This window comes from Mycobacterium sp. IDUB_28, assembly GCF_055419285.1.
In genome coordinates, this window is record NZ_JBVAXK010000010.1 from 24,613 (window position 1) to 39,427 (window position 14,815).

General features: G+C 61.8%; 10 protein-coding genes and 1 pseudogene. 5 read left to right on the plus strand and 6 right to left on the minus strand.

Annotated elements, in window-relative coordinates; all coding sequences use genetic code 11:
- The first annotated feature begins 129 nt into the window (after positions 1-129).
- The 3 genes and pseudogenes from ACZYZ9_RS20150 to ACZYZ9_RS20160 form a co-directional block, all read left to right on the plus strand.
- Positions 130-1,716 (plus strand): PPE domain-containing protein, encoded by a 1,587-nt coding sequence (locus tag ACZYZ9_RS20150; RefSeq protein ID WP_463828048.1) that lies wholly within the window; start codon positions 130-132, stop codon positions 1,714-1,716.
- Between the two features lie 437 nt (positions 1,717-2,153).
- On the plus strand, positions 2,154-2,618 hold the full coding sequence (locus ACZYZ9_RS20155) for a hypothetical protein (protein WP_463828049.1): 465 nt from the start codon (positions 2,154-2,156) through the stop codon (positions 2,616-2,618).
- 468 nt (positions 2,619-3,086) lie between these two features.
- Positions 3,087-3,729, plus strand: a pseudogene (locus tag ACZYZ9_RS20160) (IS21 family transposase); the annotation flags it as partial.
- Between the two features lie 613 nt (positions 3,730-4,342).
- Here ACZYZ9_RS20160 and lpqS (ACZYZ9_RS20165) read toward each other — a convergent pair.
- From lpqS (ACZYZ9_RS20165) to ACZYZ9_RS20185, 5 genes are all read right to left on the minus strand, one after another.
- Positions 4,343-4,906, minus strand: a complete 564-nt coding sequence (gene lpqS, locus ACZYZ9_RS20165) for a putative copper homeostasis (lipo)protein LpqS (RefSeq protein WP_463828050.1) — start codon at positions 4,904-4,906, stop codon at positions 4,343-4,345.
- A gap of 1,179 nt (positions 4,907-6,085) precedes the next feature.
- On the minus strand, positions 6,086-6,400 hold the full coding sequence (locus ACZYZ9_RS20170) for a four-helix bundle copper-binding protein (protein ID WP_463828193.1): 315 nt from the start codon (positions 6,398-6,400) through the stop codon (positions 6,086-6,088).
- Positions 6,401-6,753: 353 nt separating this feature from the next.
- Positions 6,754-7,587, minus strand: coding sequence for a serine/threonine-protein kinase (locus tag ACZYZ9_RS20175; protein WP_463828051.1), 834 nt, complete (start codon positions 7,585-7,587; stop codon positions 6,754-6,756).
- A 418-nt stretch (positions 7,588-8,005) separates the two neighbouring features.
- Positions 8,006-8,473, minus strand: coding sequence for a putative copper homeostasis (lipo)protein LpqS (gene lpqS / locus ACZYZ9_RS20180; protein WP_463828052.1), 468 nt, complete (start codon positions 8,471-8,473; stop codon positions 8,006-8,008).
- Between the two features lie 635 nt (positions 8,474-9,108).
- Entirely contained in the window at positions 9,109-9,918 is an 810-nt protein-coding gene (locus ACZYZ9_RS20185) for a TetR/AcrR family transcriptional regulator (protein ID WP_463828053.1), read from the minus strand.
- A 598-nt stretch (positions 9,919-10,516) separates the two neighbouring features.
- Here ACZYZ9_RS20185 and ACZYZ9_RS20190 point away from each other — a divergent pair.
- Complete coding sequence (locus ACZYZ9_RS20190) at positions 10,517-10,807, plus strand: metal-sensitive transcriptional regulator (RefSeq protein ID WP_463828054.1); 291 nt, start codon at positions 10,517-10,519, stop codon at positions 10,805-10,807.
- 1,178 nt (positions 10,808-11,985) lie between these two features.
- Here ACZYZ9_RS20190 and ACZYZ9_RS20195 read toward each other — a convergent pair.
- Positions 11,986-12,492, minus strand: coding sequence for an STAS domain-containing protein (locus ACZYZ9_RS20195; RefSeq protein WP_463828055.1), 507 nt, complete (start codon positions 12,490-12,492; stop codon positions 11,986-11,988).
- A 1,024-nt stretch (positions 12,493-13,516) separates the two neighbouring features.
- On the opposite strand from ACZYZ9_RS20195, the gene ACZYZ9_RS20200 reads away from it, so the two are divergent.
- Entirely contained in the window at positions 13,517-14,554 is a 1,038-nt protein-coding gene (locus ACZYZ9_RS20200) for a L,D-transpeptidase (RefSeq protein ID WP_463828056.1), read from the plus strand.
- Positions 14,555-14,815 lie beyond the last annotated feature (261 nt).

The window sequence follows — 14,815 nt, forward strand, 5'->3', positions numbered from 1 at the left end:
CAACGCGCCGTAACCTCTCCCCGACTGCAGCCACCACCGGACTGCCTAATTCCCGCGGACACCATATTGAAAATGGTTTTCAAAGTCAGTAAGGTGTCCAGTTGGGGTTCACGGGGAGGAGGGTCTCACATGGGCACGCTGTGGATGGCGTCGCCGCCAGAGGTGCATTCGACGCTGCTCAGCAGCGGCCCGGGACCCGGCCCATTATTGTCGGCCGCCGCGGCGTGGTCAGCGCTGAGCACCGAGTACACGCAGGTGGCCGCTGAACTCACGGCAGTGCTGGGTGCGGTGCAAGCCCAAGCCTGGGAGGGGCTCAGCGCCGACCTGTATGCGGGCGCGCACATGCCGTACCTAGCGTGGCTGACCCAGGCCGGCACGAGCAGCGCGGAAGCTGCTGCACAGCACGAGATCGCGGCGGCGGCATATACAACCGCGCTGGCGGCGATGCCGACGCTGCCCGAGCTAGCGATCAACCACGCCATCCACCAGACGTTGGTCGCGACCAACTTCTTCGGGATCAATACCATCCCGATAGCGCTCAACGAGGCCGACTACCTGCGAATGTGGATCCAGGCCGCCACCACCATGGCGACATATCAAGCAGTGTCCGACGCGGCGGTGGCGTCGACACCGCAGTCCAATCCCGCGCCGCAGATCGTGCAGCAGAGCCCTGCGGGCGGCCAGGCGGCTGAGGTGGCGCACGCAGATGCGCCCACACCTATCGACTACGTCGTCGCAGAGTTTTTGCGGATCATCTCTGGTGGCCGGGTGAACTGGGATATCGCTGAAGGCACTCTCAATGGGATTCCTTTCGAACAATATACGAATGCGGCCGACCCGTACTGGTGGGTTGCTCGCGCTATCGAGTTCCCGAAAGATTTCGAAACGTTTATTCAGGAGCTTTTTACCAATCCGCAACAGGCTTTGCAGTCCTACTTCGATCTTATTTTCTTCGACTACCCCGAGCACATACCGCAGATTTTTCAAGCGGTGAACCAGGCCCCGCTGTTACTGGGGGCCGCGCTCGGTGCCGCTGTCACCAATCCGGGCGCGGTCACCGGTTTGGCCGGGCTTTCCGGTCTGGCTGCCATTCAGCCTACGGCGATCCCGGCCGTTGTGGCGCCGCCTGTCGCCGCCGCAGAACCAATGTTGCCGGTTACGCAGATGGCCCCGGTAGCGTCGGTCGGGCCCGCGACGCCGGCGCCCGCCCCTGCGCCTGCTGTAAGCGCGGTCACCAGCGCGGGGCCGGCACCCCCGCCGCCGGCCCCGGCCGCCGCGAGCGTCGGCTACCCGTTCCTAGTGGGCGGCGGCCCTGGTGCCGGCTTCGGGTCGGGGTCCGGGATGGGCAGTAGCGCCAGCGCCAGTGCCAAGAAGAAAGCGCCCGAGACCGATGCTGCCGCAGCGGCAACCGACGCGTCCGCGCGTGCGCGGGCCCGTCGAAGCCGACGCGCTGCGCGGCACGACCACGGCGACGAGCTGATGAACATGGACGTCGACGTCGACCCGGACTGGAGCGTGCCGCCCAGTAGGGAGCCGAGACTGTCGACCGTTGCCTCGGATCAAGGCGCCGGACATTTGGGTTTCGCCGGCACTATGGTCAAGGACGCAGGCGCGGCGGCGGGCCTGACTACGCTGGTCGAGGACGAATTCGGCAGCGGACCGAAGCTGCCGCTGGTTCCGGGCACCTGGACCCCGGACGAAGCCGGTGCTTCGTGAACCCGGGGCCGTGCCGTGGGGTACGGAGGGACCTTTACAGTTGGGGTTTCACGCGTGTCGAGTCGACGCACTCTTCGCAGCGACCGGGCGGCCGTTAGCCGGAAACGCCTGATCCGCGCGCAGGGCTCCGTTCGCCAAGGAAAGCCGGACATGTAGGCGCCGTCGATAGGCACTACTTTACGCTTGGGAGAATGCTGACTTTCGTCAACACGAGGCTTCAGTTTTCGATCAGCACCGAGGTCCGCCCCGCCCGCCACGGGCGCGTTGTCGCATACGTGCTCGGGAACAGTGGCACGCACCCCCGCAAGCCAACCAGACACCAATGCACTCCTCATGTCGCACACCGTCGCCGCGACCGATCGCAGCGTGACCGCAGAAGCTAGATCCGCGCCACCTTCGACAACAAGTGAACAGTCCGTTGAGAAGTAGGTCCGCCAATGCCAACCATCGCGCATAACCCGGACGTCGGCGCCAACCGCTGGGGCCCGCTGCGAGTTCTTTTAACCATGCACGGCGTCGCGAGCTTGGCCGCTGCTGTCGTGCTGGCCGTAGCTCCCGCCGCCATCCCGGCGACAGTGAACATCACCTTGGAGCAACGAGGCTTCCTGCTCTCCTATCTTCTCGCCGCCGCCGAATTGTCAATCGGCTTGCTGTCATTGGGGGCTGCCCGATTGAACGACAAATTAGCTCTGCGTCTGATTGTCGCCGTCTTGGTGGTGTTCCACCTGGCGACCGGTGCTCTTGAGATCCTGTACATCATTGTCACTGCCCCCAGTGGCACTTTGCTCTTCAACGTCGTGACCCGGTTGGTTGCGGCCGCTTTGTTCGTCGTCGGATGGCAGATGTCCCAACGGCCATTGCGTGATGAGCCCAGCAGCACGCCGAACGTCCTAGGAAACTGACTGGCGTCGAGGGGCCTACGCGACAGTCACTTTCGGCCACCGAAGCCGCCCATGCGCCCAATAGCCGGTATCGGAAAGTTCCAGACCAAACGTCAGGCGATGGACGTGTCCCACAGCGGGCAACTTCAATCCACCGAGCTCTATGTGCGATTCGCCGCGCAGCTCGACTTGCGCTCAAAACGGATAGTCTTGGAAGATTAGAACCGCGGCAGTTCAAGCCGCGCTGGCGAGTCCCCGTCATCAGTTCGCCCCGACTCCCGAGTCAAAGCCGTCGTCGATTTTTAGTATCTTTGCAGTCCAAATTCCCGTTACTGAAAGCTGTAGCGATGAAACGCGTCCGTTGACGGAAGGCGATGGGAACTGGGCCGAAGTGTCTGGCGCACTTCGTAAAACAACCTACCGTTACCGGACTTCGGCGAAAAGGTCATCAAGCACCCATTGGGCAATGGCGGCTACCGTCCACTGGCGCCCGGACGGCATTGGGTAGTACCCGACGATGCCGGCCCGGCGCTTGCGCAGCGGGTCGGCTGGACCGTTAGGCATTCCCGGTTCGCCGGGTTCCCCGGCGCACTAACGCCCAAAGGGGTCGCGGCGTATCCCCGGTGCATCGCCGCGATGATGACCGCCGCTGGTCACGGGAGGGAGGATCTGCTGGCCGGGATGTGGCCGCCTCAGGGTGTCGTCGTGGTGCTTCGAAGACTGTTGTGGGACAACGAGTCCGTCGTCGGCCAGCGCGGTCGACTCGCTAAGGGGTGGCGAATGGCCGGATCCTGCGGGGCTACCGACCCGGTTGATCCAGACCCGTTCCATACGACCCCGAACCCAAAGGGCATAGTAGAGCGCCTATCTGGAGACGCCGTTCTTGCCCGGGCGGGCTTTCACGTCGGCGGCGGACTTCAACGCCCCGCTGTGGGCGTGGCTGGCTGCGATCGCCAACGCTGCATCCACGCCACCACCGGACTAATCCCCGCCGATGCACTCGCGGCGGATCTAGGGGCGATGCCGCCCTGCCACCGGTCGCTCCGGCAACGGGGGACGGTGCCGTTGAGGCGCGATTACTACGTCAGCTGCGGCGGTAATGCCTGATTCGGTGCATTCGGAGGTGATCGGTGCGCCTAGCAACCAGGAGCCCTAGTGTCGCCCGCCGCCGTGACCTCCCCCGCCGTGACCGCCACCGCCGTGACCGCCACCGCCGTGGCCTTGACCGCCGTGGCCTCCACCCCCGTGGCCCCCACCGCCGTGGCCTCCGCCCCCGGGGTGGCCGTAGCACACGGGCCACACACACCAAGGGTCATTCGGGAGGGGCCCAGGTTGCGCTTGGGCGCCGGATGCGGCGCCCAAGCCGGCCAGCCCTAATCCGGCGGTCATCACCACTGTTGCTGCGGCGGATGCGAACTTTTTCTTCATCGTGTTACCTCTTTCTTGTGTTTACTGCTTCTCTGCTTTTCCATCGCGGTGGATTGCGCGATGCAGTTACGGTTGGTTTCGGTGTTCTTTCGGGTGGCGTGGCAGTGCGGTCCGAGGTCGGTGAAGTGAGTGTGGCTGTCGGACAAGACATTCAGGGGACGATGAGGATGAGGCCGACCTCGCCGGCGGGGGCACTGAGTTGTTGCGCCGGCTTTTTGGGGTCACCGCTTTCGCGCATGTGCCTTTAAGGGGCAGCGTCAAACGTCGCTCAGCGCTCAGCGGTCGTTCGTTTTAAGGCACGACGTGGCGCTGACCGGTCAGCGGCGAGCCGTGCAGAGTCGCGTTAACAGGTCTTGCCCGTTGAGGACAGGGCCGAGCACTTGCGGGGGGCCCCGTTCGCCCGGCACCCGAGGGTTGGACGGCATGGCCGCACTGGCGACAGCCGCCGCCGCAAGCTCAACTAACCGGATAGTGGAGGGCGGCAACGTCGCCAGCACGTCGTGGCATTGGACCAACGAGCCGTCGAATAGGTGCGCGTGGTCGATGTTGACAGTGAACTCATCACCCGGCCAAGACATCACCGAATGGGTCTGTTCCGTCGTCGTAGGGATTGCGGTGCGCAATATCGCCGAGTGACCGATCAGCACGAACAGCAACACCACAACAGCGACCGCGCTTACTGATCGCCACCGCGGGAGCCGGGGGACCTGGCTCATCGCCGAAAGGCTGTCATAGCAGCACCGCGAAGATATGGGCGACGCGGAGCGGCGGGGGCCAGCCTCGGATCGACTCGGCACGCGCGTTAGGGGCGGGGCGTCCCACGCAACGGTGGCAAGCCGGGCAATACGAGCCGGTACCAGCTGCGCGCCCACGAACCTCATACCCCTACAGGGTACTACGCGGGCCGGCCTATGCCAACCGAATGTTGGCGTCGCCGTGCGCTTTAACTAGCGCGGTTCGATGCAGATGTAGTTGACCTACCAGACGTCCAACAACTTATCTGGCCACCGAATTATTAGGTGCCCTGCGGCATGGTGGGGGTCTTGCATTCAAACTGCTTGCCCGCATGTCGAATTCGCGCTGCGGTAGCTATCGTCGGCGTTGGTGCGCTCAGCGCCGCGCTGGCCGTAGGCCCCACCCGCATTGCGCGTCGCCCTTCGCCCCCATCAGTGCGCGCACGGGGTCGTCAGCGATTCGCGCAGTATGTCGGGCTGAGTGGTAGGCAGTCGCTCGCCAGCTGTGCCGAAACCCGATATCGTGGCACGGTCATCGCGTTAATTCTTTGCTCGAGTGACTTTGGACGGTCTCTTACAGGATTAACGCGATGACCTTATTTTTGCAGTACGCTTGCCGGGTTCAGGATGAGTCTCTGCGACAGAACCTGATGCGCGTCGGGTAGCAGGCGCGGTAATTTGGAAGATAGCTATCGATGCGCGCAGATTAGCAAACAATACGCTCTCAGCGCGCTTGCGGATCTGCACCGGGTGTGTTCGCCGCCGGATCCCACTCGTGACGCCGACCCATCGACTCGGCGTCCGACCCTCAGCGAGTTTCAAAGCAGTCGGCTGCAGCGTCCCCGGCACGCCGTCCGCCATGGCCGGTACGAACGAGCCGAGGCCGGTCGAGCAGACCGCCGTTTCCGCCCTGCTGATAAGCGGACGCTCCGCGCGGTGATGGTCGGGCGCATGCGAAACCCCGTGCAAGAAAACGATTTCGCCTATTGCGACCCACCGGCGACGGGCAAGCTCGCTGCGCACACTTTCCTAGTCATCGTCCACGATTTCGGCGAGAAATTCGCCTGCATACTTACGCCGATTGACACACGTCGTCTCTAAGAAAGAGGAAACCAGTCACTTGCAGTGCCTCAACAAACAGCAGACGTTGGGCGCGCTTGTGCTGTGCTCAGACCCAGCCAGCCGGGCGCTGCTGGATCACTGCTGCCTGCAAGCTTTCGGCAGGCTATCGATTACGGCGCGAAGGCGAGCAACGCAGGAAGCGTCCTTGGCCGCTCCACTGGGTAGGGCGCAGCGGCCAAGGACGGGTGGTGGTGCTGGGTCGGATCAGGCCATCGCCCGGCACTCCTGCGCGCAGCGCCGACACGATTCTGCGCAGGCGCGGCAATGATCGTTGTCGTGTTGGTCGCATTCGGCCGCGCACGCATCGCAAATCTCTGCGCACAACTGGCACAACTGAGCCGCCCATCGCGACCCGCGCGAGACTAATGCTACGCACGCCGCGCAGATTGCCGCGCAATCCAGGCACAACCGAACGCAATCGGCCATCTGCGCCTCATTAAGGCAACACGTCGCGCACGCCTCACATGCTGCCTGACACTCGGCGCATGCCTCCAGGCAGGCCTGGTTTGCTACCGTCATGACGCAATCTCCTTGCTCGTCAACCGTGGAGCGGTTGTGGTCATCTTTTGACTCTTCCCCAGCGCTGCTTGCGCGGGGGTCCTGATCTGTCACAGCAGTACCCAACGGGGGTAGGGTCTTTCGTCCTGAATTTTCAGTCGTGGGTATCTATGCGCCGGCAGGACCCGATGGCGTTGCGTGGGGTCGCATGGCGGGTCCTTGAGCCGAATCCGGCGACAAACGCCCGGGCGCAGCTCCGCCGTCTCGGCACCCGTGGCCGGTAGTAATTCGGCGGGAAAGCGAATAGACGCGTCTGCCTAACGAACCCAGTTGCCCGACGGTGCTACGCGCGAGGGAGTAGGTGGTCTTGCCGTCTACCGAGGACTCACTGACGTTATGGCCTTGGCGAAGTCGCGGCAGTGACGGAAACGATTGTCAGGTCGCTTGGCGAGAGCGATCGCTAATACGGTGTCGAAGGCAGCCAGGTCGGGGCGCGTGTCGGCAAGCGCAGGAGGCATGGCGGTGAGGTGACGGCCGAAGGCCTCAGCTGCATTGGAGTGCGCAAATAACCGTGATCCGCTCAGCAAATGGTATGTCGTGGCTGCTAGTGAATACTGGTCAGCGCGGCCGTCGAGCTGCTGCCTCATCAGCTGCTCAGGGGCGGAGTAGGCGACACTGTTAACGGTCAAGTTGGTGGTGGTCCATTCACTGATGTCGTCGCACCTGCGGGGGATCCCGAAATCAGTCAGCAGGATACGTTCCTCGTCAGCGGCCAGCATGATATTGGACGGCTTGACGTTTCGGTGCAGCAGTCCACGAGTGTGAGCGTAATCCAGGGCGTCGGCGACCGCGGTGACAATCGCGGCAACTCGACGCGGATGAAGGCCTCGCGGGAATTGCGCATCCAGAAGGCGGCCCGCGTCCACACCGTGGACGTAACTCATCGAGATCCACAGGTGGCCATGATTGTCCCCGCGGCGGTAAACGCGCGCGATGTTGGCGTGCCAGAGTCTGGACGCTAAATCGGTTTCACGCGCGAAGCACGCACGATAGTCGGCATGGGCGGACACAGAGCTGGCCAATACTTTAAGGGCTTCTCTACGCGGCAACTGCAGGTGCTGCGCCAAGTAAGTTTCCCCCACGGCTCCGGACCCCAGCCAACGCAGGATTCTGTAGCCAGCGAATGCCCTACTGTTTGCTAGCGGCATGATTCACAGCAGTAGGTCAGGAGCGCAAAGCCGCACAACAACCGCTTGGCGGTGCCCGGCCGCCCGGAGGTCGCGGCGCTCGAGTTGTCCACGCCGCGGATCAATTTCCGGTGGTAAACGCAATGGCGCCGCGCGCACCACGCCGGGCGAGTGACCTTCCGCATCCACCGGGCAGACGTGAGGTCAGTGCTTACCACCGGGTCAAACTCCTCCGGTGCCACCAATTGGTAGCAGTCAGAGTCGTTGTGCTGGTGGGCATTCCAAGCGTGCGGGTCTGCCGTCATCGGGTCGGGTAGTAGGGCGTTGCGGAAAAATTCTTCATTCGATCGTCGCTTTCGCTATGCGCCGCAAGGCAGTCTTAAAGTCTGTAAGCGGTCATTGGCCGTCGTGCGTGGCACGGCAACCGGACGCTGATCGATCAGCGACGAGCCAGGCAGAACCGCGTCAGACGGTCCTGACCGGTGAGGGCGGTGAATAGCCCGCTGGGCGGACCCCGCTCCGATGGCGCTACACAACGGGCCAGCATCGTCGTAGTCGTAGAAACTGCAGCTGCAAACCCGCATGCCACCAACATGGTTGCTGTCCACGGCAACACCGCGGAGGTGGCCAGGTGGTGGCACGCAGTCAACGACTGATTGCGATGGGCATGGTCGACATTGATTGCCGATTCCCCTACCAGCAAGGAGACCTGAGCATGCCAGCGATGGGGGCGAGGATTCGCAGGATGCAGCATTGCGCAATGGCCGACAAAGACGAGAAGCAACACGGCCGTGGCCGCGGCGATCACCGGCCGCCACCAGGGCCGCCCCGAAGGGCTACCTACCCCCACCACGACCCGTGGGCAGTGACGAGACCGACGCCGAAAGCCCGACAAGGTGCGGTACACCGCGTGTAGAAAGATCGACCAACCACAAGATTCCCGACGACAGCAACAGGCGGCGACACAGCATCAAACCGAGCCGGCAATTCCCCCGTCAATCCCATACCCGCAGGCTACGTCCCAATTATTCTACTAGCAACCACCTGGCACTATCGCACGCCGTTTGCCCTCGTCCCGAGGTTGCACCAGGAGTTTGATATCGCAATGCCGTGTTCTTATGGTCGCGTCGCGGTTGCGGTACGACCGGCTGTGGCTTGCCACTCGAGCACAGATACGAGTCGATGCGTCTACCGGGTTCAGGACGCTTTGCCGGACCGAAAAAGCGCCGCGCATCCCGCTGTGCTGGTCCAACACATGAATCGCAGATTGGACGAGCAATTACTCAAACGGTTACGGGCAAACAACTGTTGATGCTTAGTGTGGACACGAATTCAGCGTCACGACGACGAACGGCGCGGCTCCCCGCAAGAAGGTCGACGCCCGCACCGCCCGCGAAATTCTGACAGGCGTTTAAACCGTAGACATTCAGATGGGACAGGCCTGGCACTAGCCTTTGAAGAGCACATCTCTGAGGGGCCTGGGTGAGCAGCGACTGAGACGTGTTAGCAGGGGATGTCATCTTGGCCAATTTGTCTTCGCGTTTAGCTTAGCCGTCTTGGCTCCGGCGACAGATCTGCTTGGCGCAACAGGCTGCCAGTCAGCAGCCGGCGTAGCGAATCGATGATGGCTTCCGTATCGCGCGACCCTCTCGGCAAGGCGGGGTAAAACGCTACGGCACACAAGATCAGCAGTAGAACCTCGACGTACGACGCGACATCGGTATCGGTGTCGGTGGCAAGTTCTCCGGAGTCGACCGCTTCGTTGACAGCCCGTGTGACAAGATCCCGGGTGGTTCGCTCAAGTTTGTTGTCGATGTCCCGCAAGTCAGGGTGCCGCGGGAACTCCAGCGCGGCCATGGCCAGAAAAGATGCAGTAGAGGGATTTTGGGCATCGGCCTCTGCCGCCGCAGCAGCGAACGCAGCGATTCGGCCCAGTAGGGTCCTTTCGTGGTTGACCCGTTTCAGGCCGGCGGCCAACACGAGGTCAGTGGTCACGTTCGTCACTTCAATGTATAAGGCGCGCTTACTGGAGAAGTAGTAATTGATCGCAGGGCGGGTCACACCGGCCTGAGTAGCGATAGCCGTAAGACTAGCTCCCTCAAGACCGCGTTCGCTGAACATCTGCCTGGCGACACTGATTATCCGACGTCTCGTCTCTTCGGCCTTCGCAGCGGCGGGGCGTCCTGGTCCGCGGTTCGCGGTCGGCGGCACAACTAAAGTGTGCCACTCTGACGGAACGGCGTTGATTCTTTGAGCTCGCGGAGAGCAATTTGCTGGTGTACTAGCCTCGCCCGACCACGCTTGATGGAGACTCCTCACCACACCCCGTACTGGGGGCGATTCGCAGTTCATCGGAGAGGAGGATGTCTCGCAACGTATTTTGTACCTTCGGTGCAGAAATTATAAGGCATTCGTAGGAGTATTCGCTTCTGCAAACGGAGTATTTTGCGCCAATAAAGCACGACTAAGGACTAGGCTTAGGTTACGCAAACTACTGATCCTCGCTGACGTAATTCGACGCCACAGTATTGCTCGATCCCGGTTGCTCGCCGGTGCGCCGGTATCAATACGAACCGGGCGGCTTCCTTCGTTGGCCCTTAGTCGAATTTTTTCACTTTACTACCGACTAGGGACTCCTCAACATACAAGGACAGCCGGAATAACATCTTTGTCGTCGTAAATCTAATTCAACTCCGCGCGGTGTGTCACCTGCCGGTAAGGCGACGTCCTCTACGGAGGATGGGGAAGGCCGAAGCACACCTCTGCCGCGAAAATGTTTCCCGGGCGTACCATTTTGCGCCGTCGACGCCTGCCCGGAGGGACACGAAGAACAAAGATCATTAGAACGTTAGGTACGATGGCCACACGAGCGCAGACGTCATTGGATGTCAACCCTGCCCACCACGCGGCACTGCAGCGACGACCCTATGATCGGAGTCCAGGAGTTCAAATGAAGCCGACGTCCGGATATGCCACAAATAAGGACGGTCATGCCAAACGATTGCGCAAAATTGAAGGCCAAGTTCGCGGCATCGCGAAAATGATTGACGAGGACAAGTACTGCATCGATATACTCACTCAAATTAGCGCGGTGAGCAGTGCTTTGCGGTCCGTGGCACTCCACTTGCTCGACGACCACCTCGAGAACTGCATAACCGAAGCAATTCAGAAAGGAGGAAGACAAGCAGACGAAAAACTGGCCGAAGCATCCGCGGCTATCGCACGACTTGTTCGCTCCTGAGTAATCATGGTAACGCGGACCATTTAACCTCGCTGCTGGCGCGCAGGTGCTTGGCTTCTGTTTTGCAACTGCGGACGGGTGCGATGCTGCCTCCAAATGCCAAAGGTTCGCACCATATGTAATGTCTCCTGTCGGTTCACGTCACCGTCGCCGGTCTCGGCCAAGTAGACCGGTGTAGATCCAATCCCGGCAGCCCCTATATGTCCACTCGGCGTTTTCGTAGATCCGTTTGCGTATCGCTTACTAGGAGCCCCGGCCAAGGACTGCAGACCCTACCCCCGTCGGGTACCGCGGTAGAGGACTAGGTGGGAGCCAGCACGCAGTGCGGCGACGGAGCAGAGACGGCGACAACGGACTCGGCACAGCTACCGCTGCTCGCGGTCGGCGGATTGCTACACCCACCAGCGATCAAAGAAATCTTCGGCGGCTTATACCCAATGCATTGTCAGCTAGAATTCGGATATTCGCCGCAAGGCTTGCTTGGCGCCGAGAGCTCACCTTCCAGCACTCCCAGTTCTATCTCTCGTTTGAGAGCCACGGTGCCAGGCGCATGTAATTCCCGACAGTCGCCGCTGCAACTGAGCACGCCGAACGAGGGGGGCTCTGTAGAGATCGTCGGCGCCAACCCGACAGAGGCAAACGCAACGACCGCGGCGCTGATAATGATTTCCGTAATCATTGTGTACGTGTCCCAAAGTATGCTCAGAGCCATCATACACGGGAATTCGCGGACACCGGCGCTCTACTGCACGTTAAAATGGTCGTACCAGTGATTAAACGGCAGATAATCAGAAAAGGTACCCAGATACGCACCGTTGCAGTACGTCGGTTCGCGAAACTGGCTGCGCCAGCCGCATAGCGTATGTCAGCGCGAAGCGGTGGCGCTGTGCCGTTTGTTGGCCCCGGTACAGAACCAGCGGGGTATCAGACACCAGAAAGACGGTATTGCGACGGTGACCTAGTCACCCTCGCGCGGCAGCACGCCGGTCTTGGCGCGCGGTTGACGAACGTGCTGACTGCTCTCGGCGTCGCGGATCTTCAGTTGGCAGGCCGGCATCAGTGCCGGGTGCGCTCGCGGATACCAAGGCGTCGTTGACGACGAACTCATTGGTCGCGGCGGGCCCCGCCGCCCCCCGCATCACCGGATGGTAGCGGCGGTAGGCGGTTCGTGTGGTCACTCATCTCGGAGTCGCGATTGACCCCGTAGCGGCTGCGGTCCAGGGATTGGGGTTGCGTTGGCGGCCTGCGCACAGTCGCGGGGATCGTCGTCTCACTTTTTTTGCCGCTATCGCCACGCGGCCTAGCGCTTCACCTAGCGAATCCACGAGCGGAAGGGACTGTTCATTGCGCAGTGCCCCCGATTCAGCGTTGACGATCAGCGCCCAGTCGGTATCTGTTCGCAGGCAATCTTCAGCGATTACGGATAAGGCGCGCACGGCCGAATTGCCGACGAAAGCAGCATCGTACAGGTCCAGTACGAGGGGTCGCCCCGTTCCGACAAAGCTGCGAATGAAATCGCTTACTGGGTCCACGTTTGGGATGTCGAAGACGCCGGTGAATGCTAATAAAACAAAGGATTCGCAGCGCGAATAGGCTCTTATGTAAGCGCCGCGACAGTCGAACGGCAGACTCTGGGCTCGCGGTGATTGGGCACCGGAGGCTTGCTTGTGATAGGCGATTGGCATGCGAACTCCACAGGACCTAATTGCGGCCGTCACTTAAGACGCGGCCACGGCATATTCGGCATTTTTGCGAAAATCTCGCTGAATTCGGCACACCTCAAACTGATCACTCAACCTGCAGGCAAGGCATTCCCTGTATCCGTCGATCAAAACGTGAACCTCGCGTATCATGTCGAGTCGGCTTGTCACAGCCCGGGTATGGCTACGTTCACCGCGACATCCTTGGTTGCTGCCTCGCGGACATCATTGGATTCCGATCGATTGGTGAACATTACAGCCGAGTCGCGACGTACCCCCGTTACCACCGAGCCGGGATGCCGGATCGTGCGCGAGTTAGCGGCGTCGGATCCTGCGGGCGATGCGCGCCGGCACCCAGGCGCGAAGGAATGCCTGCCGGCTCGACAGCGACTCACGGCAAACCGCTTAGCGCTTCGGCTACATCGACGGCGTAGGTCGGCGATAAGGACCGCACCCGCTCCTCCTCCCTCTGATGGGAACCTACGCGTTAGGGAAACCAAACATATTGGTCGATATAGGATTTCGACGGTGCTACGAGCCGACAGTCCACGACCTAGCTAGTTGCACGAGCGCGGCGGCGTCTCTCATACCTTCGACCCGCCAACCGCCGTTGACGTGCGCCATAGTGTGGTGCAGCTCGACCACTCCGACCACCCCTCGTCTACTATACCCCCCTAGGGCACCGGCAGTCTGATCTATGATGTTGGTACGTAGATATGCAGTGTCTGTCCGGGCGGTGAGATGCGTCCGCTGACACCCTGAAACCGCGGAGAAACCCTGATGGCACGCAGCAGTCGGTGTACAAGGTGGATTGGCGCGCCGCTGGTGGCGGCGGCAGCATTGATCGCAGTGGTCGCGGCTCCCACGATGTGCCGTACGCAGTCGTGTCCGGCCGGCGCCGCGCCGCGCGCTGTCGCACGGTCTCGCGCCAACCGTCGCCGCATCCCGCAACAGTGACGATCTCTCCGGCTCCGGCGCCCGTGACGTCGACCCGCGGACCCCCGTCGCCGTGACCGCTACCGCGGGCTCGCTGGTGGCAGTGCAGATGGTCAATGAAGCCGGTAACGAAATCGATGGTGTCCTGACATCCGACAACAGGACCTGGAAGCCCAGCATGCCCCTAGGTTTCGGGCGCACCTACACGCTGAAGATCGTCGGCCGCGGCAGCGATACCACCATCACCACGACCCTGACATCCAGCTTTTCCACGGTTGTGCCGGTCAGACAATCAGCGGTGCGGCTCACCACCACCGCTGACACCCCACTGCGCGACGGCGACACCTATGGCGTGGGCACCGTTGTTGTGGCCCGTTTCGATGAACACATTCCCAATCGTGCGGCCGCGGAGCGGTCTCTGCGAGTCATCACCAATCCGCCGCTTGACGGGGCCTGGACGTGGGTCGATGAGCAGACTGCGCATTGGCGCCCGCAGCGTTACTACTCGCCGGGAACCATCATCACCGTAGCCGCCGATCTCTACGGTGTTGCCCTCGGCGATGGGCTCTATGGTCAAGAAGACGCCCGAGTGAGGTTGCGCGTCGGCGATGCCCACCTGACGGTCGCCGACGATGCCACCAAGCAGGTCACCGTTTATGAGAATGGGAATCTTGTGCGCACCATGCCGACTTCCATGGGCATGGGCGGCAGTCAAACCATCGGCGGGCACACATTCAGCTTTTGGACCCAACCCGGTGTCTACACCGTTATGGATAAGGCCAGGGCCGTCGTGATGGACTCGTCGACCTACGGTTTGCCGCTCAACTCGCGTCTCGGCTACCGCGAAACCATCAATTACGCCACCCGCATCAGTACCGACGGTATCTACCTCCATGAACTCGACGACACGGTGTGGGCGCAGGGCAACACCAATGTGTCCCACGGCTGTCTAAACCTCAACGCTGACAACGCCCGCTGGTTCTACCAGTTCTCCCAGCCAGGCGACGTCGTCGAAGTCCGCAACACCGGAGGCGCGCCCTTGGCTATCTGGCAAAACGGCGACTGGAGTGTGCCGTGGAACCAGTGGCTGGCCGGCAGCGCTTTGAGATGACCAGCCCAATCTGCGCTCGTCCCAGCGAAACGCCCAAGCTCAAGGACGCCTCCCATGATGCGATCCATCCGCGGGCAACAGACCGCAACCGCAGGAGTTCACGATTACGTCATCAGCGCCAGCGCGAACCGCTAATGCTCTCGACGCTTCCGATCAGGTGCTCGTACGCGAGTCGAGCCACCGCCTCCACCGCTGTCACTATCAACGGTGCGTCCGCGCGAACCACGATGGCCCGCAGTCTGTGCTGCTCGGTGGCGACGA

Excerpts from the sequence above, each read along its gene's own strand:
- ACZYZ9_RS20150 (WP_463828048.1), top strand. The coding sequence starts at position 130 with ATGGGCACGCTGTGGATGGCGTCGCCGCCAGAGGTGCATTCGACGCTG.
- ACZYZ9_RS20155 (WP_463828049.1), top strand. The coding sequence starts at position 2,154 with ATGCCAACCATCGCGCATAACCCGGACGTCGGCGCCAACCGCTGGGGC.
- lpqS (WP_463828050.1), bottom strand. The coding sequence starts at position 4,906 with ATGAGGTTCGTGGGCGCGCAGCTGGTACCGGCTCGTATTGCCCGGCTT.
- ACZYZ9_RS20170 (WP_463828193.1), bottom strand. The coding sequence starts at position 6,400 with ATGACGGTAGCAAACCAGGCCTGCCTGGAGGCATGCGCCGAGTGTCAG.
- ACZYZ9_RS20175 (WP_463828051.1), bottom strand. The coding sequence starts at position 7,587 with ATGCCGCTAGCAAACAGTAGGGCATTCGCTGGCTACAGAATCCTGCGT.
- ACZYZ9_RS20185 (WP_463828053.1), bottom strand. The coding sequence starts at position 9,918 with ATGAACTGCGAATCGCCCCCAGTACGGGGTGTGGTGAGGAGTCTCCAT.
- ACZYZ9_RS20190 (WP_463828054.1), top strand. The coding sequence starts at position 10,517 with ATGAAGCCGACGTCCGGATATGCCACAAATAAGGACGGTCATGCCAAA.
- ACZYZ9_RS20195 (WP_463828055.1), bottom strand. The coding sequence starts at position 12,492 with ATGCCAATCGCCTATCACAAGCAAGCCTCCGGTGCCCAATCACCGCGA.